Origin of the sequence: Streptoalloteichus tenebrarius (assembly GCF_024171885.1) — a bacterium.
Lineage (GTDB): Bacteria > Actinomycetota > Actinomycetes > Mycobacteriales > Pseudonocardiaceae > Streptoalloteichus > Streptoalloteichus tenebrarius.
On the sequence record NZ_JAMTCP010000049.1, the window covers coordinates 25,439 to 47,200 of the forward strand.

The 21,762-nt window shown below is 72.8% G+C and carries 19 protein-coding genes; 14 read left to right on the plus strand and 5 right to left on the minus strand.

What is annotated here, in order from left to right:
* Nucleotides 1–54: 54 nt before the first annotated feature.
* Entirely contained in the window at nt 55–789 is a 735-nt protein-coding gene (locus LX15_RS27680) for a PadR family transcriptional regulator (RefSeq protein ID WP_253673051.1), read from the plus strand.
* 424 nt (nt 790–1,213) lie between these two features.
* Here LX15_RS27680 and LX15_RS27685 read toward each other — a convergent pair whose 3' ends face one another.
* From LX15_RS27685 to pdhA, 3 genes are read right to left on the minus strand one after another with little or no spacing between them, the layout of a single operon-like run.
* Entirely contained in the window at nt 1,214–2,710 is a 1,497-nt protein-coding gene (locus tag LX15_RS27685) for a dihydrolipoamide acetyltransferase family protein (RefSeq protein ID WP_253673053.1), read from the minus strand.
* A 10-nt stretch (nt 2,711–2,720) separates the two neighbouring features.
* Nucleotides 2,721–3,755, minus strand: coding sequence for an alpha-ketoacid dehydrogenase subunit beta (locus LX15_RS27690; RefSeq protein WP_253673055.1), 1,035 nt, complete (start codon nt 3,753–3,755; stop codon nt 2,721–2,723).
* Nucleotides 3,755–4,987 (minus strand): pyruvate dehydrogenase (acetyl-transferring) E1 component subunit alpha, encoded by a 1,233-nt coding sequence (pdhA, locus tag LX15_RS27695; protein ID WP_253673057.1) that lies wholly within the window; start codon nt 4,985–4,987, stop codon nt 3,755–3,757. The genes LX15_RS27690 and pdhA overlap by 1 nt, the downstream gene beginning before the upstream one ends.
* A 258-nt stretch (nt 4,988–5,245) precedes the next feature.
* Between pdhA and LX15_RS27700 the strand changes: the two genes are divergently transcribed.
* The 9 genes from LX15_RS27700 (at nt 5,246) to LX15_RS27740 (ending at nt 16,944) form a co-directional block, all read left to right on the plus strand.
* Nucleotides 5,246–6,277, plus strand: a complete 1,032-nt coding sequence (locus LX15_RS27700; protein ID WP_253673059.1) for an alpha/beta hydrolase — start codon at nt 5,246–5,248, stop codon at nt 6,275–6,277.
* An 823-nt stretch (nt 6,278–7,100) separates the two neighbouring features.
* Nucleotides 7,101–8,522 (plus strand): M20/M25/M40 family metallo-hydrolase, encoded by a 1,422-nt coding sequence (locus tag LX15_RS27705; RefSeq protein WP_253673061.1) that lies wholly within the window; start codon nt 7,101–7,103, stop codon nt 8,520–8,522.
* Between the two features lie 195 nt (nt 8,523–8,717).
* Nucleotides 8,718–9,455 carry a DedA family protein gene (locus LX15_RS27710; RefSeq protein WP_372502802.1) on the plus strand — a complete coding sequence of 246 codons (738 nt, stop codon included), beginning with the start codon at nt 8,718–8,720 and terminating at the stop codon, nt 9,453–9,455.
* 18 nt (nt 9,456–9,473) lie between these two features.
* Entirely contained in the window at nt 9,474–10,655 is a 1,182-nt protein-coding gene (locus LX15_RS27715) for a sensor histidine kinase (RefSeq protein WP_253673063.1), read from the plus strand.
* Nucleotides 10,646–11,290, plus strand: a complete 645-nt coding sequence (locus LX15_RS27720) for a response regulator (RefSeq protein WP_253673065.1) — start codon at nt 10,646–10,648, stop codon at nt 11,288–11,290. The genes LX15_RS27715 and LX15_RS27720 overlap by 10 nt, the downstream gene beginning before the upstream one ends.
* 588 nt (nt 11,291–11,878) lie before the next feature.
* Nucleotides 11,879–12,694 (plus strand): basic amino acid ABC transporter substrate-binding protein, encoded by an 816-nt coding sequence (locus LX15_RS27725; RefSeq protein WP_253673066.1) that lies wholly within the window; start codon nt 11,879–11,881, stop codon nt 12,692–12,694.
* 73 nt (nt 12,695–12,767) lie between these two features.
* Nucleotides 12,768–13,592, plus strand: a complete 825-nt coding sequence (locus LX15_RS27730; RefSeq protein WP_253673069.1) for an amino acid ABC transporter permease — start codon at nt 12,768–12,770, stop codon at nt 13,590–13,592.
* On the plus strand, nt 13,589–14,356 hold the full coding sequence (locus LX15_RS27735; RefSeq protein ID WP_301305368.1) for an amino acid ABC transporter ATP-binding protein: 768 nt from the start codon (nt 13,589–13,591) through the stop codon (nt 14,354–14,356). The genes LX15_RS27730 and LX15_RS27735 overlap by 4 nt, the downstream gene beginning before the upstream one ends.
* 170 nt (nt 14,357–14,526) lie before the next feature.
* Nucleotides 14,527–16,944: an oxidoreductase gene (locus LX15_RS27740; protein WP_253673071.1), complete on the plus strand. Its 2,418-nt coding sequence runs from the start codon at nt 14,527–14,529 to the stop codon at nt 16,942–16,944.
* A gap of 21 nt (nt 16,945–16,965) precedes the next feature.
* On the opposite strand, the gene LX15_RS27745 is transcribed toward LX15_RS27740, so the two are convergent.
* Nucleotides 16,966–17,124, minus strand: coding sequence for a hypothetical protein (locus LX15_RS27745; RefSeq protein WP_253673073.1), 159 nt, complete (start codon nt 17,122–17,124; stop codon nt 16,966–16,968).
* Between the two features lie 919 nt (nt 17,125–18,043).
* Here LX15_RS27745 and LX15_RS27750 point away from each other — a divergent pair.
* Together LX15_RS27750 and LX15_RS27755 are read left to right on the plus strand one after the other, a co-directional pair.
* Nucleotides 18,044–18,541, plus strand: a complete 498-nt coding sequence (locus tag LX15_RS27750; RefSeq protein WP_253673075.1) for a hypothetical protein — start codon at nt 18,044–18,046, stop codon at nt 18,539–18,541.
* Nucleotides 18,542–18,815: 274 nt separating this feature from the next.
* Nucleotides 18,816–19,544, plus strand: coding sequence for a TtfA family protein (locus tag LX15_RS27755; RefSeq protein WP_253673077.1), 729 nt, complete (start codon nt 18,816–18,818; stop codon nt 19,542–19,544).
* A gap of 16 nt (nt 19,545–19,560) precedes the next feature.
* Here LX15_RS27755 and LX15_RS27760 read toward each other — a convergent pair whose 3' ends face one another.
* Nucleotides 19,561–19,803 (minus strand): hypothetical protein, encoded by a 243-nt coding sequence (locus LX15_RS27760; protein ID WP_253673079.1) that lies wholly within the window; start codon nt 19,801–19,803, stop codon nt 19,561–19,563.
* Between the two features lie 226 nt (nt 19,804–20,029).
* Here LX15_RS27760 and LX15_RS27765 point away from each other — a divergent pair, with 226 nt between their 5' ends.
* Together LX15_RS27765 and pyrE are read left to right on the plus strand one after the other, a co-directional pair.
* The gene (locus tag LX15_RS27765; RefSeq protein ID WP_253673081.1) at nt 20,030–20,809 is read left to right on the plus strand and encodes an SDR family NAD(P)-dependent oxidoreductase; all 780 of its coding nucleotides are present in this window, start codon (nt 20,030–20,032) and stop codon (nt 20,807–20,809) included.
* Nucleotides 20,810–20,856: 47 nt separating this feature from the next.
* Nucleotides 20,857–21,420: an orotate phosphoribosyltransferase gene (pyrE, locus tag LX15_RS27770; RefSeq protein WP_253673083.1), complete on the plus strand. Its 564-nt coding sequence runs from the start codon at nt 20,857–20,859 to the stop codon at nt 21,418–21,420.
* The last annotated feature ends 342 nt before the right edge of the window (nt 21,421–21,762 follow it).

The following is a 21,762-nucleotide window of genomic DNA, read 5'->3' on the forward strand; positions in this document are numbered from 1 at the left end:
TGTCGCGAACAGACGATGACAGGTCGCGACACAACGTAGAGAGGGGGAACTCTCATGAGCACGCAGGCGATGCCTTTTCCGGGGGGATTTCCGTTCGAGGACGCCGCGCGGTGGATGCGGATGGCGATGCGCGGCCGCCGGCACGAGCACGACCACGACGGGGAGCGCGCCCACGGCCACGGCCGTGGGCGCGGTCGGGGCCACGGCAGGGGCGGCTTCGGTTTCCCGCCCTTCGGCGGCTTCCCGTTCGGCGGGCCCGGTGGACCCGGCGGGCCGGGCGGCCCCTGGGGCCGGCGGCCGAGGGTGCGCCGGGGTGACGTCCGCGCCGCGGCGCTGGCGCTGCTGGCCGAGCAGCCCATGAACGGCTACCAGATCATGCAGGAGATCAAGCAGCGCAGCGAGGGCGTGTGGCGGCCCAGCTCCGGGTCGATCTACCCGGCGCTCCAGCAACTGGAGGACGAGGGGCTCATCCGCGCCGTCGAGCTGGAGGGCCGCCGCGCCTTCGAGCTGACCGAGGCCGGCCGGGCCCACGTCGAGGAGCGGGCGGACGAGCTGCGCGCGCCGTGGGCCGCGGTCACCGAGGACATCGACGACGCCAGCCGCGACTTCCGGCGCCTGGCCCAGCAGACCGCGTTCGCGGTGATGCAGGTGATGCAGGCCGGGAACCCGGCGCAGGTCGAGGAGGCCCGCAAGGTCCTCAACGAGACCCGCAAGGCGATGTACCGCATCCTCGCCGAGGACGACCTCGCCGAGGACGACGCCGACGAGGACGTCGAGCCCAAGGACTGACCGGCAGGGACTGACCGGCAGGGACGGACGGGCGCTGGGGCCGCTGACGGCGCTGACCGGCAGTGACCGCAAGAAGCCGGCACTGATCGGCGGCGGTCAACGTTGACGGGCGCTCCGCCGGGTGCGGCGCGACGCACGCCGGCGGTGGTCTGAGGGGGAAGAGGGGGAAGAGGGGAAAGAGGGGGAAGCGGACGGCGGCGGCGATGTCACGGGGGAACGACATCGCCGCCGCCGATCCGCTGTATGCCCTGGTTGGCCTCGTGGACGGGGAGGACTTGCCGCGCCCGCGACAGCTTGTCGGGAGACGGGGTCGCATGCGGGCGCCGGGACGGAACAGCGGGCTTCCCGTGACTTTCCCGTGGAGACGACGGGGCGGTCGGTGCGATGTCGCACCGACCGCCCCGTACGCTTCCGCCGTCGCGGATCAGTAGGTGATCGCGACCGCCGGGTCGGCCAGGATCGCCCCGACGTCGGCCAGGAACCGCGAACCCTGCTGCCCGTCGACCACCCGGTGGTCGAAGCTCAGCGCGAGCTGGCAGACCTTGCGCGGCACCACCTGCCCGTCGACCACCCACGGCATGTCGCGGATCGCGCCGAGCGCGAGGATCGCGGACTCGCCGGGGTTGATGATCGGGGTTCCCGTGTCCACCCCGAACACCCCGACGTTGGTGATGGTGATCGTCCCGTTGAGCATGTCGGCCGGCGAGGTCTTCCCGTCCCGCGCCGTCACCGTCAGCTCCTCCAGCGCCACCGCGAGTTCCCGCAGCGACATCCGGTCGGCGTCGCGCACCTTCGGCACCACCAGGCCGCGGGGCGTCGCGGCGGCGATGCCCAGGTGCACGTACTCCTTGTAGACGATCTCGCCGGCCTGCGCGTCCCAGGTCGCGTTCACGTCCGGCGTGCGGCGCGCCGCCAGGCACACCGCCTTCGCCGCGAACGTCAGCGGGGTCAGCTTCACGTCCCGGAACTCCGGGTGGTTCTTCAACCGCGCCCGCAGCTCCATCATCGGCGTGACGTCCACCGTGAGGAACTCGGTGACGTGCGGCGCGGTGAACGCGCTGTCCACCATCGCCTGCGCCGTCGCCCTGCGCACGCCCCGGATCGGCACCCGGCGTTCCCGCGTCGCCGGGTCGTACGCCGGGGCGGCCTCCACAGTGGACACGGCACCGGCGGCCACACCGCCCCTGGCGGCGTTCTCCACGTCCTCACGCGTGATCACGCCGTCGGTGCCGGTCCCCCGCACGGTGCGCAGGTCGACGCCCAGGTCCTTGGCGAGCTTGCGCACCGGCGGCTTGGCCAGCGGCACCAGCTCGGACGGGGACGCGGGCGCGGCCGGAGCCGCGACCGGGGCCACCGGTTCGGACACCCTCCCGTTCGCCGGGCGCGGCTCGGGCGTCGCGGCCGGCTGAGCGGACGGAGCGGGCGGAACCGGCACGGCGGGCGCCGACGGGGCCGCGGGCGCCGCCACCGGGGCGGACGCCGTGGCGCCGCCCTTGCGGGGCCGGCGCTTCGCGGTGGTGGCCCTGGGGCCGTAGCCGACCAGCGTGGCGATCCGGCCGCCCGGCATCTCCTCGCCGATCTTGCCGGCCGACGCGCCGTTGGCCGCCTGCGCCACGTTCGCCGCCACCTGACCGGACGCGCACGAGCCGGCGTCCTCCTGCGCCGCCGGCCCGCCGGGGTCCACGTCGATGGTGATGATCGGCGAACCCACGTCGACCGTCTGGCCCACCTCGGCCAGCAGCTCGGTCACCACCCCCGCCCACGGCGAGGGCAGCTCCACGGCGGCCTTGGCGGTCTCGATCTCGACGATGATCTGGTTGACCGTGACCTCGTCGCCCGGCCGCACGTGCCAGGTGAGGATCTCGGCCTCGGTCAGCCCCTCGCCGACGTCGGGCAGGGGGAACTGCTTGAACTGCGGCATCCCGGCTCCCTCAGAAGGCCAGCGAACGGTCGACGGCGTGCAGCACCCGGTCCAGGTCGGGGAGGAACTCCTCCTCCAGCTTGCTGGGCGGGTACGGCGTGTCGAAGCCGGTCACCCGCAGCACCGGGGCCTCCAGCGAGTAGAAGCACTCCTGCTGCACCCGCGCCGCGACCTCCGCCGTCACCGAGGCCTCGCTCGGGGCCTCGCTGGCCAGCACGAGCCGGCCGGTCCGCCGCACCGAGTCGAACACCGGGCCGAGGTCGAGCGGGGACAACGTCCGCAGGTCGATGACCTCCAGCTCGACCCCGTCCTCGGCGGCCGCGGTCGCCGCGTCCAGACAGGTCTTCACCATGGGGCCGTAGCAGGCCACCGTCACCGACCCGCCCTGCCGCAGCACGCGGGAGGCGAACAACGGGTCGGGCGTGGCCGTCGTGTCGAGCTGCGCCTTCTCGTAGTACCGCCGCTTCGGCTCGAAGAAGATCACCGGGTCGTCGCACTCGACGGCCTGCTGGATCATCCAGTACGCGTCCACCGGGTTGGAGCAGGCGACGACCCGCAGGCCGGCGGTGTGCGCGAAGTAGGACTCCGGCGACTCCGAGTGGTGCTCGACCGCGCCGATGCCGCCGCCGAACGGGATGCGCACCACGACCGGCACCCTGACCCTGCCCTGGCTGCGGAAGCGCAGCTTGGCGAGCTGGCTGACGATCTGGTCGAACCCGGGGAAGACGAAGCCGTCGAACTGGATCTCGCACACCGGGCGGAAGCCCCGGATGGCCAGGCCGACCGCGGTGCCGATGATCCCGGACTCCGCCAGCGGGGTGTCCAGCACCCGCTGCTCGCCGAAGTCCTTCTGCAACCCGTCGGTGACCCGGAAGACGCCGCCGAGCTTGCCGACGTCCTCCCCCATCACGACGACCTTCGGGTCCTTCTCCAACGCGGCCCGCAGCCCCATGTTCAGGGCCTTGACCATCGTCACGGTCTGCACCGGGGTCCTGCCCTCTTCCGGAGCGGTGGTGGTCCGCTGGTTCACGGTCGGCGCGGCCATCAGTGCTCACCTCCGGCGTGGGCGTCCGCGAAACCGGACACGTAGTCGAGGAACTCGTCGCGCTGCGCCCGCACCTGCGGGCTCTCCTCGGCGTAGACCTCGGAGAAGATCCGCTCGGGGCCGGGGGTCGGCATGGACACGCAGAACTCGCGCAGCCGGGCGGCCAGCTCGTCGGCCTCCGCCTGCACCGAGTCGAAGAAGTCCTGGTCGGCCCACTGCTGCTTGACCAGGTGCACCCGGACCCGCTCGATCGGGTCCTTCAGCTTCCACGCCTCCAGCTCGTCGGAGAGGCGGTAGCGGGTGGGGTCGTCGGAGGTGGTGTGCGCGTCCATCCGGTAGGTGAACGCCTCGATCAACACCGGACCGTTGCCGTGCCGGCACTCGTCGAGCGCCCACCGGGAGACCGCGAGGCACGCCAGGACGTCGTTGCCGTCCACCCGGATGCCGGGGAAGCCGTACCCGGCGGCACGCCGGTACAGCGGCACCCTGGTCTGCCGCTCCAGCGGCTCGGAGATCGCCCACTGGTTGTTCTGGCAGTAGAAGACGACCGGCGCGTCGTACACCGACGCCCACACCATGGCCTCGTGGACGTCGCCCTGGCTGGTGGCGCCGTCGCCGAAGAAGCAGATGGTGGCCTCGCCGTCGTCGTCGCCCACCTTGCCCTCGAACCGCTGGCCCATGGCGTAGCCGGTCGCGTTCAGGCACTGGTTGCCGATGACGATCGTGTACAGGTGGAACCGCGTGTCCAGCGGGTCCCAGCTCCCGTGGTCGGTGCCGCGGAAGATCCCGAGGAGCTGGGTCGGGTCGATGCCGCGGCACCAGGCGACGCCGTGCTCCCGGTAGCTGGGGAAGGCCATGTCGGCGGGGCGCATCGCCCGCCCGGCCCCGATCTGCGCGGCCTCCTGGCCCAGCAGCGGCACCCAGATGCCGAGCTGGCCCTGCCGCTGGAGCGCGTTGCCCTCACGGTCGGCGCGACGGACCAGGACCATGTCGCGGTACAGCCCGCGCAGCTCGTCCGGGGTCACCTCGATGTCGAACTCGGGGTGGTGCACCCGCTCGCCCTCGGGCGTGAGCAGTTGCACCAGGTCGGCGCCACCCTCGCTGGTGGCCCTCAGCCCGGCGATCACTTGGTCCCTCGTCGGTGTGCCAGCGGTGGCCGCTGTGATGTCCGTCGACCGCGGCCCAGCCCCTGGCTGGCCCACCGGACGCGTCCATTGCTCCGGCGACGACATGCGTCTCTCCTCGTCCTCTCGGCCGCCCCGGCCGCTTGTGGCGACCGGCGCGACTGCGTCGCCGGCGGGAGCCGTCGCGCGTCGGTCGGACACGGACGGCGGACCGTCGACGCTGACGGATCGCTCACCAGCCATCCTGACACGGAACCTCCTGCGCCCGTGAGCCCTGCCACATGTGGCCGAGACCACCTGATCGAGTTAACCGGTCAAGGCAGGGTGAACCCTTGCCTTCGTTCGCACAGCACACCAGGAGGCTTCATGCGCTCGACACGCCGCCCCCTTCCGGCGCTGTTAGCGCTGCTCATCGCGGTGACGGCGGCCCTGACCGCCGCACCGGCCCTCGCAGCGCCACCAGCGACGGCGACGGAGGCGCCCGCACTCTCCGCGACCGACCGGGCGCACGTCGTCGCGGAGAAACGGGTCAGCGACCGGATTCTCGACGTGACGGTGTGGTCGCCAGCCCTGCGCCAGAACGCCACCGCCCGCCTGTTGCTCCCCGACGGGTGGGAACGGAGGCAGGGGCGGCACTGGCCGACACTGTGGCTGCTCGCCGGGTGTTGCAGCCTCGAATCGCACACGGGATGGACCGCGTTCACCGACGTCGAGGACCGACCCGAGCTGCGGGACGTCCTGGTCGTGATGCCGGACGCCGGCCTGGCCGGCTTCTACAGCGACTGGTGGAACGGCGGCAGGGGCGGCGCGCCCGCGTGGGAGACCTTCCACCTCGGGGAGCTGCGGGGCCTGCTCGAACGCGACTACGGGGCCGGGCCGCGCCGCGCGGTCGCCGGCCTGTCCATGGGCGGCTTCGGCGCGCTGAGCTACGCGGCGCGGCACCCGGGGATGTTCCGCGCGGCGGCCTCCTACAGCGGGCTGATCCACAACCTGCACCCCGGCGGGCCGCAGTACGCCTTCCCGACCGGCGCGGCGTTCGTCCAGGCGCTGCTCAAGGCGGCCGGCGACGACCCGAACGCGCTCTGGGGCGACCCGGAGAAGCAACGGCGCATCTGGGCGGTGCACAACCCCTACGACCTGGCGATCTTCCTCAGGAACATCCCGGTCCACATCTCGGCGGGCACCGGCGAGCCCGGCCCGCTGGACGCGCCGGGCAAGCAGCCGGACAAGGCGGAGGCGTTGCTGCACGCCGAGGCCGTCGACGTCGTCGACCGGCTCCGTTCCCTCGGGGGCAGGGTGAGCGCCACCCTCGGCGAGCCGGGCACGCACGACTGGCCCTACTGGGAGCGCGAACTCCACAAGTCGCTTCCCATGCTGCTCGACGCCATCAGGAAGTAGGGCCCACGGCTCCGCGACGCTCGCACGGGGCGGGCGTCGCGGAGCCGTCCGCGACGCAACCCTCTCTGTCCTCTGTGGACAGTCTTTTCTCTTCTTTTCTTCTTTCTCTTCTTCGATGTCGCGGCTCTTCGACCGCGGTGACTCGCCCGCGTGCGCTCAGCCGTTGCTCGCGGGGCGCGGTCGGGAACCTCGCTGACGGGAACTGGCGGGAGTCCCGACGCCGCGGACCCGCGCTCCGCGCGGCCAGGGACAGCGCCACGCACAGGTAGTTCGTGGGCGTGCCCAACAGGCCCACGTGTGCGGTGTGGTCGATCCAACTTCCCAGTGCCGCGTGCGCAGCGACTTCAGCGACTTCACAGCGCCATGTGCGCGGCGACCGAGGCCAGCCACATCAGCCCGGTGAACCCACGTGCCCGCCCGCAGCACCCGTCTTCCTGTCCGTGGACCAGCGTTCCCGCGAAACAGGTCGACCTGGTGCGCCGGCGCCACGGCCCCGAGGCCCGCCCGACGCCCGCCCTGACACATCTCCCCAGGACAGCCCCCCACCCACCCGGGGGGCGAGCCCCGCTCCAGCCTATCCCGCGCGGATCGCCCCAACCACGCGACAACAGCGATCTGTGGACAAACCGGTTGCCTGTGGATAACTCCGTCCCGCAGATGGGTGAAAGGGTTGACAGACAACCGGTCCGCCGTCCCAAACCGACCACCGTCCCGTCGCCGTCCCGGACCGCCGCGTCACGCGGACGGGTGCGCGCCGCCGGGTGGAAGGGAACGGGCGCGGCCGGGTTCATGAGAACGTTTCACCAGATGGGAGGATCGGGGCGTGGACCGTGCAGCGCTGACCCGAACTGTTCAGGGGCTCTGGGACGACGCCGTCCTGCCCAGCCTGTCCGACCTGGTCGCCGTGCCCGCGGTGTCGCCGGCCTTCGACCCGGAGTGGGCGGCCAGCGGCCATCTCGACGCCGCGGTCGAGCACGTGCGGCGGTGGATCGCCGGCCGCACCCTGCCGAACGTGACCATCGAGGTGATCCAGCTCGACGGCCGCACCCCGCTGTTGCTGGTCGACGTGCCCGCGACCGACGCGGCCAAGGAGGACGCCGGGACCGTCCTGCTCTACGGGCACCTCGACAAGCAGCCCCCGGTCGGGGGCTGGTCCGAGGGGCTGGACCCCTGGAAGCCCGTGATCAGGGACGGCCGACTGTACGGCCGGGGCTCGGTGGACGACGGCTACGCCGGGTACGCGGCCATCGCCGCCATCGAGGCGCTCCGCGCCAACGGCGGCGCGCACGCCCGGTGCGTGCTGCTCCTGGAGACCGGTGAGGAGTCCGGCAGCCCGGACCTGCCCGCCTACCTGGAGCACCTGGCCGACCGGCTGGGCCGCGTGTCGCTCGTCGTGTGCCTCGACTCGGGCGCCGGCGACTACGAGCGGATGTGGCTCACCACCTCGCTGCGCGGCCTGGTGCAGGTCGAGGTCACGGCGCACGTGCTCGACGTCGGTCAGCACTCCGGCGCGGCCAGCGGCGTCGTGCCCAGCTCGTTCCGCGTGCTGCGGGCCCTGCTCGACCGCGTCGAGGACCCGGTGACCGGGGAGATCAAGCTCCCCGAGATGACCGTCGAGGTGCCCGAGGACCGCATGGCCGAGCTGCGGGCCACCGTCGACGTCACCCGTGGCGTGCTGCCGAGGATGTTCCCGCTGGCCCAGGGCGTGCGCCCGGTCGCCGACGACGACCTCGAACTCGCGCTGAACCGCACCTGGCGGCCCACCCTGTCGGTCATCGGCGCCGACGGGCTGCCCGCGCCCGCCGACGCGGGCAACGTGCTGCGGCCGTGGACCACGCTCTGCCTGAGCTTCCGCCTCCCGCCGACGGCCGACGCCCAGGCTGCGCTGGAGGCGGTGTGCCGCACGCTCACCACCGACGTGCCCTACGGCGCGCGGATCGAGCTGGGCAGGCTGGAGGCCGGGAGCGGCTGGAACGCGCCCGCGGTGGCGCCGTGGCTGCGTGGCGCCCTGGACGGGATCAGCGAGGACGTGTTCGGCCAGCCGTGGCGGACCCTCGGCGAGGGCGGGTCGATCCCGTTCATGGGCCTGCTGCACGAGGCGTACCCGGACGCGCAGTTCGTGGTGACCGGCGCGCTCGGACCGGGCTCCAACGCCCACGTCCCCGACGAGTCGCTGCACCTGGAGTACGCCGCGAAGGTCACCGCCGGCGTCGCGGTGATCCTGGACGCCCACGCGCGGGCCTGACGCGTCGCGGGGTCCGTCCTCCACCGCGTGGTCGGAGGACGGACCCCTGACCGGGCCGGGCACGCTCACCTGAGGTTTTCCTCAAGAACGCCTTGCGGAGCGCCGCACCCGGAAATGCGGTTCTCCGCGTCCCGGAACAGGGCAGGGAATTCCTACCGTTCTCGGCATGATCCGCCGCACCGAACGGAGTCGCCCATGAACCCGGCCCTGCTCGCTCACCCCGGCCCACCCAGTCCACCCGGCCCACCCGGTCCCGCCGACCAGCCGGACGGGATCGTCGGCTGGGTCACCGACCTGATGGAGGCGTTGGGCGCGCCCGGGGCCGGGCTGGCCGTCGCGCTGGAGAACCTCTTCCCGCCCATCCCCAGCGAGGTGATCCTGCCGCTCGCCGGGTTCACCGCGAGCCGGGGCGGCATGAGCCTGCTCGCCGCGATCCTGTGGACCACCGTCGGCTCGGTCGTCGGCGCGCTCGCCCTCTACGCCGTCGGCGCGGCGCTCGGCAGGGAGCGCATCCGCGCGGTCGCCGCCCGACTGCCCCTGGTCAAGGTGTCCGACCTCGACCGGACCGAGGCGTGGTTCGCCCGGCACGGCGTCAAGGCGGTGTTCCTGGGCCGGATGATCCCGATCTTCCGGAGCCTCATCTCGGTGCCGGCCGGGGTGGAACGCATGTCCGTCGGGCTCTTCCTCGCGTTCACCGCGCTCGGCAGCCTGATCTGGAACACCCTGTTCGTCCTCGCCGGCTACGCGCTCGGGGAGAACTGGTCCGTCGTCGAGGAGTACGTCGGCGTGTACTCCAAGGTCGTGCTGGGCGTGGTCGCGTTGGCGCTCGGCTACTTCGTGGTGTCGCGACTCGTCGCGGCGCGCCGGGACCGACGCGACCGCCAGCGCGGCGACGAGCGCGAGGAGCGGCGTCGGGAACCGGTCGGGCGGTAGGCGGCGGTAGGCACAGCCATGGGACACCGGAAACGACGCCGCCACTTCGTGCGGGCAGCGCCACCCCTGCCCCGCCTGGTCGCCTGCCTGCTCCTCGGCGCGGGAAGTGCCCTGGTCGAGCTGGTGTTCCTGCTCCTCGCCGGGATCGGCTCGGTGGTGGCGGCCGCGCTGCCCTGGGCGCGGCCCACGCTGCGCCGCTGGTTCCGCGCAGGAGCCCGCCGGCTCACCGAGTTCGAGCGGTGGCGTCTGGCGGTGTTCCTCTTCGTCGAGACCGAGAAGGACGGCGACGACCGTCGACTCCCGCGCTACCTCGCGGCCCGGGTCATGGTCGGACTGCTCGGGCTGGGTGTGCTGCTCCTGCTCGCCCTGGGGCTGGGCCTCGCCGTCGCGACCCTGTGGGCCTGGCTGACGGACGGGACGCTCGACGGCGGGCGCGTCACCCACGAGACCGTCCTCTGGCTGCTCCTGCCCGGCGTGTTGCTGCTCTACCTCAACGTGCAGGGGCTGGTCGGGGTCGCCACGGTGGAGGAGCGGCTCGCCCGTCGCCTGCTCGGACCGGACGACCTGCGGCTCATGGCCCTGCGCATCGCGGAGCTGTCCACGAGCCGGGCGGGGATCGTGGCCGCGGTGGACGCCGAGCGACGCCGCATCGAACGCGACCTGCACGACGGCGTGCAGCAGCGCCTCGTGGCGCTGGGGATGCTGCTCGGCCGCGCCCGCCGCGCCGGCCGGTCGGACAAGGCCGAGGCGCTGGTGCGGCAGGCCCACGAGCAGTCCCAGCACCTGCTCGACGAACTGCGCGAGGTGGCGTGGCGCGTCTACCCCACGGCGCTGGACAGCCTGGGGCTGGAGGAGGCGTTGGCGCAGGTGGCCGACCGCGGCGGCGTGCCGGTGCGGATGGACTACGCCCTGCCGGAGCGGCCTCCGTCCGTGGTCGAGACCGCCGCGTACTTCGTGGTCTGCGAGGCGGTGACGAACGCGGCCAAGCACTCCGGGGCCCGGTCGATCTCAGTGCGCGTGGCCCGGCGGGGGAGCATGGTCGTCGTGCGGATCAGCGACGACGGCCGGGGCGGGGCGGACCCGTCCGGCGGGGGCCTGTCCGGGCTCGCCCGCAGGGTGGCGGCGCTGGACGGCGTGTTCCACGTCGACAGCCCACCGGGCGGACCCACCACCATCACCGCGGAGCTGCCATGCGCCTGATCCTGGCCGAGGACTCGACCCTCCTGCGGGAGGGCCTGGTCCGCCTGCTCACCGACGAGGGGCACGACGTGGTCGCGGCGGTCGGCGACGCCGGGAGCCTGCTCGGGGAGGTCGCCGCCCACCGGCCGGACGTCGTGGTGGTGGACGTGCGCATGCCCCCGACCCACACCGACGAGGGTCTGCGCGCGGCGTTGGAGATCCGGGACCGGTGGCCGGGCACGGGCGTCCTGGTGTTGTCGCAGTACGTGGAGCGGCGGTACGCCACCGAGCTGATGACGACGCACACCGACGGCGTCGGCTACCTGCTCAAGGACCGGGTGGCCCAGGTGGACGACTTCCTGGCCGCGTTGGACCGCGTCGCGACCGGCGGGGCGGCGTTCGACCCGGAGGTGGTGCGGCGGCTGTTGGCGCGCACGACCCACGTCGACCCGCTGGGCACGCTCACCGCCAGGGAGCGGGAGGTGCTGGAGCACATGGCGCAGGGCTACACCAACGCCGCCATCGCCGAGCGGCTCCACGTTTCCCAGAGCGCGGTGGAGAAGCACATCAACGCGATCTTCGACAAGCTCGGCCTGTCCCACACCGCCGGCTACAGCCGGCGTGTCCTCGCGGTCCTGCGCTACCTGGGCTCGTAACGGCCGCCGGGGGCGGTAGTCGGTAGGCCGACCACTTGACCGTGGAGACGCGGCAAGCCACTCACGCCCGGGAGAGAACGTCTCCGGAGAGGACGCCCCCCGCATCGGGTGCCGCCGGCGAATGGCGTGCGCGCCCGCGATTCGCGCCGCCCCAGCATTCCCGGAAAACGGGGAGGCGCGTGGTGGGGCGCCAGGTTCCCCGAATCCGTCTTGACAGGGGGCGCCGATGCGCGTGGGTAAAAGCGCGTTCGTGCCAGAAACGGAACGCACGGTGGCGACAGCGTCCTGACAGGACCGTCGTCATCTCTTTCGCTGACGCGGAGATTCCCGCCCCGAGTGGCGAAGATGACACCGAAAGTCCACATCGCACAGTCCACTCCGAGCACACGCCGTGTCCACATGGGTGCGAACCGTGAACGGGAGGTTGTGAAGTAGCCCATCCGCATCAACATCTTGCGGCCGAAGCGGGGTATCCACGCAAAAACCATGCGGATCGCCCCGGTCGTGACTCGGACGTGCTGTGCATCACGTGACCCGGATGGCAGTATCCCCAGCACTCGACCGGACCCAGCTACGAGGAGTGACACCGTGGCTCGTCGAACCAGGCACCAGGTGCTCGCCCTGCTCCCCGCGCTCGCGGTGGCGGTGGGCGTCGCCGGATGCGCCGAGAGTGTCAAGCCCGGCACCAGCAGCGGAGGGGTGGCGTTGGTCAAGGAGGGTGTGCTGACCGCCTGCACCCACCTGCCGTACAAGCCCTTCCAGTACGACGAGGGCGGCAGCACCGTCGGCTTCGACGTCGACCTGATGGACCTGGTGGCCAAGGAGCTGGGCGTCCGGCAGGAGATCGTGGACACCCCGTTCGAGGGCATCCAGACCGGTACCGACCTCAACACCGGCAAGTGCGACGTGGGCGCCGCCGCCATCACGATCAACGAGACACGGAAGAAGGTCGTCGACTTCTCCGACCCCTACTTCGACGCCCAACAGGCGTTGCTCGTCAGGAAGGGCTCCGGGATCAGAAGCCTCGACGACCTGCGGGGCAGGAAGGTCGGCGTGCAGCTCGCCACCACCGGCGAGGAGTACGCGAACAGGAACAAGGACGCCAAGGGCTTCCAGGTCGTCCAGTTCGAGGACCTCGCGCTGATGGAGACGGCCGTGCAGACCGGGCAGGTCGACGCCGGCATCAACGACAACGGCGTGCTCTACGACTACGTCAAGGCCAACCCGGACAAGGTCGAGGTCACCGCCGAGTTCGAGACCGGCGACCAGTACGGCGTCGTCGTGAAGAAGGGCAACGACGCGCTCCGCGAGAAGGTCAACGAAGTGCTGCGCAAGGCGAGGGAGAGCGGCGAGTACGACCGGATCTACGAGAAGTGGTTCGGCAAGAGGCCCTCGAAGAAGTAGTCGGCCGACGACGGGGCCGGCCGGTGACGCCGGCCCCCGCCGTGTCCGAACCCCCTCCCCAGGAGTCGCCCTGATGGCACTTTCCAAGCGCAGACGCACCCAGGTGCTGCGCGTCGTCCAGTACGTGGTGCTGGTCGCCGTGGTCGTGGCGCTCGCCCTGCTGATCGACTGGCAGCAGGTCCGCCGCGGCTTCCTCGACGCCGACGCCGCCGCCAGGCTGTTCCCCGGCGTCATCCTCACCGGCCTGAAGAACACGGTCATCTACGCCGCCCTCGGCTTCGCGGTGGGTCTGGCCCTGGGTCTGGTGCTCGCGCTGATGCGCATGTCGTCGGTGGGTCCGTACCGCTGGCTCGCCACCGCCTACATCGAGTTCTTCCGCGGCGTCCCCGCGCTGCTGGTCTTCATCGCGTTCGGCTTCGGCGTGCCGCTGGCGTTCCAGCTCCGCTTCGACACCTACTCCACGGTGGCGCTGTCGCTGGGGCTGGTCGGCGCGGCCTACATGGCCGAGACGATCCGCGCCGGCATCCAGGCCGTGCCCAAGGGGCAGGTGGAGGCCGCGCGGTCACTGGGCATGCCCGCCGGCATGGCGTTGTTCACGATCGTCATCCCGCAGGCGTTCCGGATCATCCTGCCGCCGCTGACCAACGAGCTGATCCTGCTCACCAAGGACTCCTCGCTCGTCTACCTGCTCGGCGTCGCGCGGGACGAGTACGAGTTGACCAAGATCGGCCGGGAGGCGCTCAACGTCAGCCCGAACCTGACGCCGATCCTCGTGGCCGGCCTCTGCTACCTGATCATCACGATCCCGCTCTCGCAGCTCTCCCGGTACCTGGAGCGCCGCACCGGGGGGAAGCGGATCAGCTCGCCGGAGTCCGCCGGCCTGGAGGTGAAGGCATGAGCGTGCTGGTGGAGATCAGCGACCTGCGCAAGTCCTTCGGCCCGCTCCAGGTCCTGCGGGGCATCGACCTGACGGTCAGCAGGGGCGAGGTCGTCTGCGTGATCGGCCCGTCCGGCTCCGGCAAGTCCACCCTCCTGCGGTGCGTGAACCTGCTGGAGGAGCCCACCAGCGGCAGGGTCGTGGTGGGCGGGGTCGAGCTGACCGACCCCGACGTGGACATCGACGCGGCGCGACGCCGGATCGGCATGGTGTTCCAGCAGTTCAACCTGTTCAGCCACCTGTCGGTGCTGGACAACCTGACCATCGCGCAGCGCAAGGTGCTCCGGCGCGGGCGGGCCGAGGCCGAGCGCGTCGCGCGGGAGAACCTGGCCAGGGTCGGACTCGCGGAGAAGGTCGACGCGATGCCCGGGCAGCTCTCCGGCGGCCAGCAGCAGCGGGTGGCCATCGCCCGGTCGCTGTCCATGGCGCCGGAGCTGATGCTCTTCGACGAGCCCACCTCGGCGCTGGACCCGGAGCTGGTCGGCGACGTCCTCGGCGTGATGCGCCAGCTCGCGGACGACGGCATGACGATGATGGTGGTCACGCACGAGATGCAGTTCGCGCGCGAGGTCGCCGACCGGGTGTTGTTCATGGACGGCGGCGTGATCGTCGAGCAGGGGCCCGCCGACCAGGTGATCGGCGCGCCGCGGCACGAGCGCACCCGCACCTTCCTCGCCAGGGTCCTCGACCCGACGCACCACGGTCCCGGCGACCCGGCCTCCTGAGCCGTCCGGCTCCCGGTCGACACGGCGGGCCGCCCGCCCCGGCGCCCGCGCGCGCCGGGACCGGGCGGCCCGTCCCCGTCTCCGCCTCGTGCGATGGTGGCGCGTGGTGGTGAAACCGTTGCCTCGCCGGAGAAATCCCGGTTTCCTGGGTGCGAGGGCAGGGGAGCGGGATGGCCGGGAAGACGCGTGACCGCGGCATGACGCCGTTGACCGCGGCGGAACGCCGCCTCGACGGCTCGGCCGATCCGCCACCCGACGACTTCTCGGCCCACGACCCGGACCCGCCGGCCGAGCAGCGGGTGCGCGCGGAGTTCCTGGCCCACAGGATCGTGGAGGGCGTGGCCGGCGGGCGCCTCCCGTTCTCCCGGCGCTGGCTCGGCTCGCCGGTGATCCGGTTGGAACGGGCGTTCGTGGTCGGCCGGCTCGGGCTCAGGGCACTCGACCTGCCCCACGTGCTGGAGTTCGTGGAGTGCCGCTTCGAGCACCCCATCGACCTGCGGCAGGCCAACATCGGCGGGCTGGAGCTGAGCGACTGCTGGCTGCCCGGACTGCTGGCGAAGAACCTGCGGAGCGAGAACGACGTCGCGCTGGACCGCTGCACCGTCAACGGCGCGGTGACCGTCGACGGCTCTCCCAGCGCCCTCGGCCCTCCCGCAGTGCTCGGCTCTCCCGCAGCGCTCGGCTCTCCCGCCGCCCTCGGCGCTGTCGACGTCCGCGCGGACGCGGTCGACCTCACCGACTCCGACATCAACGGCTCCCTCCGCCTGGAGTACAGCCGGCTCCACCACCCCGGTCGGCGCGCGTTGCGCGCCGACCGGATGCGGTTACGAGGCGGCCTCCTCGGCACCGGACTGCGGGTCGACGGCGAACTGCGCCTGGCCGGGATGCGGCTCGGCGGGTACCTCACGCTGAACGGCGCGTGGTTGAGCAACCCCGGCCGGGACGTGCTGAACGGCAACGGCGTCCACGTCGGCGGCCACCTGTTGTGCAGCAGCGCGACCTGGGGGCCGGCCAGGGGCGAGCCGTTCCGGGCCGACGGCAGGGTCTTCCTGCCCAGCGCGGACGTCGCCAGCGACATGAGCTTCTCCGGGGCCCAGCTCACCGCGGGCCCGCTGATCTCCGACGAGGCGGAGCGGGCGGAGAGCGAGCTGTCCGACCGGCACGCCGCGTTGGTCGCCGACCGCATCCAGGTCGGGGGGAACGTCGAGCTGGACGAGGGGTTCCGCTGCACGGGGACCGTGCGCCTCACCAGCGCGCGCGTCGGCGGCACCCTGCGCCTGGCCGAGGCGGTGGTGCGCGCCGCCGACCACCCGGAGGAGACCTGCGGGGACTCCCCCGGCCACCGGCACCACCCGGCGCAGCCCCGCCCGAGGGGCCTCGGGCAGGCGGCGGCCGAGGCGTGGGTGCTGCCCGACGCCGCGCAGGCGGTGCGGCTGGACTCCGCCGAGGTGCACGGCGACGTGGACGCCACCGCCCTGGAACTGCACGGCCAGCTCCGCATGCTCAACACCGTCGTGCAGGGCAACCTCCTGCTCACGCGGGCCCGGCTGTGCCACCCGTGGGAGGACGTCTTGTGGGCGCCGAGGCTCGCGGTCGGTGGCGAGCTGGACGGGCGGGACCTGCGGGCCTGCGGCACGTTGCTGCTCGCCGGCACCCGCGTCGGTGTGAGCCTCAACCTGCGCGCGGCGGTGCTCGACTGCCCCGGCCGGCACGAGCACAGCGGCTGGCCCAAACCGTCGCTCGACCTCAGGGCCGGCCAACTGGGGCGCGACGTGGTGTGCGGCTCCGGGTTCGCGGCCTCCGGCGGCGTCCGTCTGGCGAACGCCCAGGTCGGCCGGGACGTGCGGCTGCACGGGGCCAGGCTCGGCGCCGCCGAGGGGGCCGTGGCGCTGCACTGTTACGGCCTGCGCTGCCAGGAGCTGTCCCTGGCGCTGGCCGCGCCGCCCGAGGGGAGAGTGATCCTCAGCTACGCGGTCTGCGCGTCCCTCTGGGACGACGGCGCGCTCTGGCACGGCCCGCCCCCGGTGGAACTGGAGGACTTCGTCTACGACACGCTGCACCCCCGGGCCGAGCAGGACGCGCGGGTGCGGCTGGACTGGCTGCGCTCGGCGCTGGACGACTACTCGCCCGGCCCGTACGACCAGCTCGCCACCACGTTCCGCGCCGGGGGCAACGAGGACGGCGCGACGGTCGTGCTGATCGAGAAGCAACGCCTGCGCTACGCGGCGCTGGCCAGGCGGAGCCGGCTGGGCGCGGCGGTGCGCGCCGCGAGCTGGCTGCAACGGTGGATGGTGGGCTACGGCTACCGGCCGGCGAGGGCGCTGGCCTGGCTCGTCGTCTGCGCGGTGGCGGGAACCGCCTGGTTCGCCTTCCACCCGCTGGTGCCGGTCAACGAGGAGGACCACCCGGTGTGGGACCCGTTCCTCTACGTCGTGGACCAGCTCATCCCGATCGTCAACCTCGGCAACGACGCCATGTGGCGGTCCGAGGGGGTCTCGAAGTGGATCACCACCGGGCTGATCGCGGTGGGCTGGGTCCTCGCCACCACGGTCGCCGCCGGCCTGACCCGTCTGCTCAAGCGGGGGTGAACCGGGACGGGGCCGGCGGTGTCAGCCGATGACGTCCTCGGAGCCCAGCACGAAGACGCTGAACAACGCGACCGCGAAGTTGCCGGTGAACCGGGCGGCGGTGCGCAGCGCGCCCACGACGCGCGACGACTCGACGGCCCCGGTGGCGGCGGGGGCGGAGGACATGGTGATCGTGGCCATCTGTGGTCTTCCCTTCCGACTGGGGGCATCCCTGGTGCTGTCCTGGTGATGTCCACTGTCGTCTTCGGACCACCGCACGCGCGTCGACTCGCGGTCGCGACCGGACCACGACCCAGGGCTGGTCCCCTCGCCCGCCGCCGTCATACCGCAGGATGACCCGACCCTGAGCCACCGCTGAGGCCCAGCGCTGATCCCGTCGCCGCTCGGCGAAGACGAAGGCGTGGGCGGAGCTGACGGAATCACCGCTGAACGAGCTGTTGTGGAACAGCCGTTGCCGTCCGCCACCCCGCTGCCGTTCGCGATCTGGATGACGAAGAACCTCCGGCACGGCATGCCGGGGGAACCGCAGGACACCGCCCGGAGGGACGGCCCATCGCCGTCATTCACCGAAATCGAGTGCTGCGAAGTCGCGCGCCGCGTCAGCGCCACCGCGAGAGCCGACCCTCTACCTCAGGTCAGCCCCCACCCGCCCTGGGGGGCGAGCCCCGCTCCAGCCTACCGGCCAACACCCCACGGCACAGGCCCAGACGAGTCCCCTGTGGACAACCTCGCCGCCTGTGGACAAACCCGTCGCCCAACCCGGCGACAGCCTTGACACAACACAGAAATCAGGCACCGGAACCGAACCGGCCCGTCGCCACCCACCCGAGGACAGCCCCCACCCGCCCTGGGGGGCGAGCCCCGCTCCAGCCTAGCGAGTGCGCGACCACCCGAACCACCGATCAACCCCGGCCTGTGGACAACCCGGGCGCCTGTGGACAACTCCCACCCCGACCAGGCGAAAACACCACATCACCAGGTGACCCAGCCGCGTGGTGCCTTGCGATCCCTCCCGCGCATGGTGTTCACCGCCGATGCCCAAGATCATGAGGCGGGGTTCGGCCGATCCGGGGGGAAGGCGCGCGAACGGAGGTGCCGGATGATCGAGCGGTGGGGACGGCCCGAACAGACCGCGCTCCTCCTGTTGTCGTTGTTCGTCCTGGTGAGCTGGCTGCCCTGGTGGGCGACGGCGAACGCCTGGCAGGACGAGGTCTGCTCGCTCGGCGTCGTCACCGGCGTGGTGGCGATGGCCATGTGGCTGGCGCACCGCGCCCAGCCGAGCCAGCCGGACTGGCTCACGTGGGTCGCGGTGGCGTTGCTCGCCACCGCGTTCCTGCTCTGCGCGCACCGGCTGTCGCTCGGAGAGCCCCCGCGCCCCTCGACCGGCCTCGTCCGGACGGATGATCCCGGGGCCGGAGTCGGGGGCGGAGCGAGGACGCCGATACTGGAGACGCCGATGCTGGAGACGAGGCCCGGGTCCCCGTCCGCGTCTCCGTCCGAGGCGCCGCCGGCCGGCCCGCGCGGCGCGCTCCTCCTCGGCCTGGCGTTGTTGGCGGCGGAAGGCGCGATCGTCATGGTCACGGCGAGGAAGGACTGAGGAGGAGCGGGGAGGGACGGGGCGGGACCCGGAGGGGCCGAGGCCGACCCGCCCGGCAGATGACCACCCACGGTGTTCACCCACCGTCGGAGTTCACACGAAAAGCCGCGCGAAGTGTGGTCGGGGTTGTCCCACGGACGGCCCCAAGCCTGGTCACACCGGGTGCGCGCCCCCGCGTCGCGTAGCGACCGACACGGTCGTTGGACACACCCGGGTGGCCGCACCGCCAAAGCGATCTTCGCTCCGTCCGCTGGCCGGCGCTACGCTTCGCTGCGTGGGCGCACCGGCTTGGGTCTGGTTCACGATCGCTGTCGTCGCGGCGGGGGCCGCGGTGGCGCTGTTCGCCACGGACCGGGCCCAGCGGACGGCACGCAACCGGGAACGCCGCCGCTGGGCCGGACTCCGGGGATGGCAGTTCGCCGAGGTCGACCAGGTGCTGCCGACCCGGTGGCAGCACGGGTTGATCGCGGTCAGCGGCCGGGGCACCGGCAGGGACGTGGTCACCGGGTCGACGTTCACCGCCGACGGCCGCCGCCGCGTCCACGTCCTCGACCACGAGGTCAACGGCAAGACCACCGCGGTGCTGGTCGCCGTCCACCGGCGCCGCCCCATGTCCACCGTCGTCGAGCTGTGGCTGCCCAGCGTCCCGGTGCCCAGGGAGGGCGAGCTGGACCTGCTCGGCCCGGTCGGCGACCGGTACGCGTTCGTCTCCGACCTGGCCTCGGCCCGCCCGCTGATCACCCCGGACCTGGTCGACGCCGCCGACGAGATCGGCGACGACGTGACCGTGGTGTGGTTGGAGGACGCGTGGGTCGTCGCGGCGGCCCCGGCCAACGCCGCCCCGGCCCGCCTCGAACGGCTGCTGCGCGACCTCGGCGAGCTGGCCGACATCGTCGACCCGCTGGACAGCGAGGAGGGCGAGGACGCCGAGCCCGACGACGCCGTCCGCCCCCTGCCGTCCAACGTCCGCGAGCTGCCCCGCGCCGGCCGCCCGTCCTCCTGAGCACCAGCCCGTCCGCTCAGTCGGCGCGCGCGGCCCGGCCGCGCGCCGAGCTGGCCTCGGGACGCACGCAGTAGCAGTTGCGTGTGTCGTCGACCTGCGCGCACACCCGCCCCTGCCCGCAGGTCCCCCGGCACCGCTGGACCTGGCTGTCCCAGACGCACGCGGCCGGGGCCGACCTGCCGTCGCAGGGCACCCGCCCCGGCTCCGCCGGCGCGCCCGCCGTCGCCAGGCCGAGCGCGACACCGCTGACGAACGACACGGACATCGTGGTGCGGACGGCCCGACGAATCCCGCAACCCCACATGGTGATCGCACTCCTCCGGTGCCCAGGCGCCCACCCGTGTCGGGCGGTCGGCGTGAGGGAACCCGCCGCGACCGGCGCGAAGCGGGTGTCGTCGCTGGTATCGGGACGGGCCGGCGATCCCAGAATCACCGGACCAGGCAAGGGGATCCCACCGTCGAGGGAAAGCCGCTAGCGTCGGGGCATGCCGACCGCTCTCGTCACCGGACCCACCGCGGGCATCGGAGCCGCGTTCGCCCGACGACTCGGCGCGGAGGGCCAGGACCTCGTGCTCGTCGCCAGGGACGTCCCCCGGCTGGAGAAGCTGGCCGCGGAGCTGCGCGACCGCCACGGCGTGGCGGTCGAGGTGCTGCCGGCGGACCTCGCGCGCGCCGAGGACCGGGAGCGGGTCGCCGCCCGGCTCGCCGACCCCGACCGCCCGGTGGACACGCTCGTCAACAACGCCGGCTTCGGCACCTCCGGCGAGTTCTGGACCACCGACTACGAGAAGATCCAGGCGCAGCTCGACGTGAACGTGACCTCGGTCGTGCGACTCACCCACGCCGCGCTGCCCGGCATGCTCGACCGGGGCCGAGGGGACGTGGTCAACGTGTCCAGCGTCGCCGGGTTCTTCGCCGGCCGCGGCTCCACCTACAGCGCCAGCAAGTCCTACGTGACCTCCTTCTCCGAGGGGCTGGCCACCGCGCTGGCGGGCACCGGGGTCCGGGTGCTCGCGCTGTGCCCCGGCTTCACCCGCACCGAGTTCCACGAGCGGGCCGGCATCGACATGGCCGACGCGCCGGACTGGGCGTGGCTGGACGCCCACCGGGTCGTCCACGAGTGCCTCGCCGACCTGCGCCGGGGCCGGGCCGTGTCGGTGCCCGGCGCCCAGTACAAGACCGTGGTGGCGTTGGGCCGGTTCGTGCCGCGCGCGCTGCTCCGGCGGATCGCCAACCGGACGCCGTCCGCCCGCAACCGCACCTGACCAGCGCGGATGTTCTCCCACCCCCGGATGTGCGACGCTAGGGCCTCGTGGGAATCCCGGAAGTCGATGCCACCGCCACCGCCGAGCTGGCGCGTCTGGTCACCGAGTTGTCCGTCGTGCGCGGCAGGGTCGTGCTGTCCTCCGGCAAGGAGGCCGACTACTACGTCGACCTGCGCCGGGCGACGCTGAACCACCGCGCCGCGCCGCTGATCGGTCGGTTGCTGCGGCAGCTCACCGCGGACTGGGACTACGTGGCGGTCGGCGGCCTGACGCTGGGCGCGGACCCGGTGGCCTGCGCGATGATGCACTCGGCCGCGGCCGACGGCCGGGCGCTCGACGCGTTCGTCGTGCGGAAGGCGGTCAAGCAGCACGGCATGCAGCGGCGGATCGAGGGCGCCGACGTCGAGGGCCGTCGGGTGCTCGCCGTCGAGGACACCTCGACCACGGGCGGCAGCGTCCTGACCGCCGTGGAGGCGCTGCGCGAGGCCGGGGCGGAGGTCGTCGGCGTGGCGACGATCGTCGACCGCGCGACCGGCGCCCGGGAGGCGATCGAGGCCGAGGGGCTGCCCTACCGGTACCTGCTGTCCCTGGCCGACCTGGGCCTGGCGTGATCCGCGGGGGTGGGGCGGCCGGCCCGCCGCCCCACCCCGTCACGGCCCCACCCCGTCGCCGGCCCGCCGCCCCACCCCGTCACGGCCCCACCCCGTCGCCGGCCCGCCGCCCCACCCCGTCACGGCCCCACCCCGTCGCCGGGCCGTCGCCGTCCTCGCGGGTTGACTCCTTGCCGGGGCAAGGAGTCGCGGATCGCCCTCAGGGATAGCCCGTTCGGGGGTGGCTGGCCGCTCCAAGCGGCGGGCTGTGGCCGTTGGGGCGGACAGTGGGGCTCTGGTCACCCGATCCGCTGATCAGCCGAATCGGGGATGTCGACCTACGCTGGGCATGGGAGGTCCCAT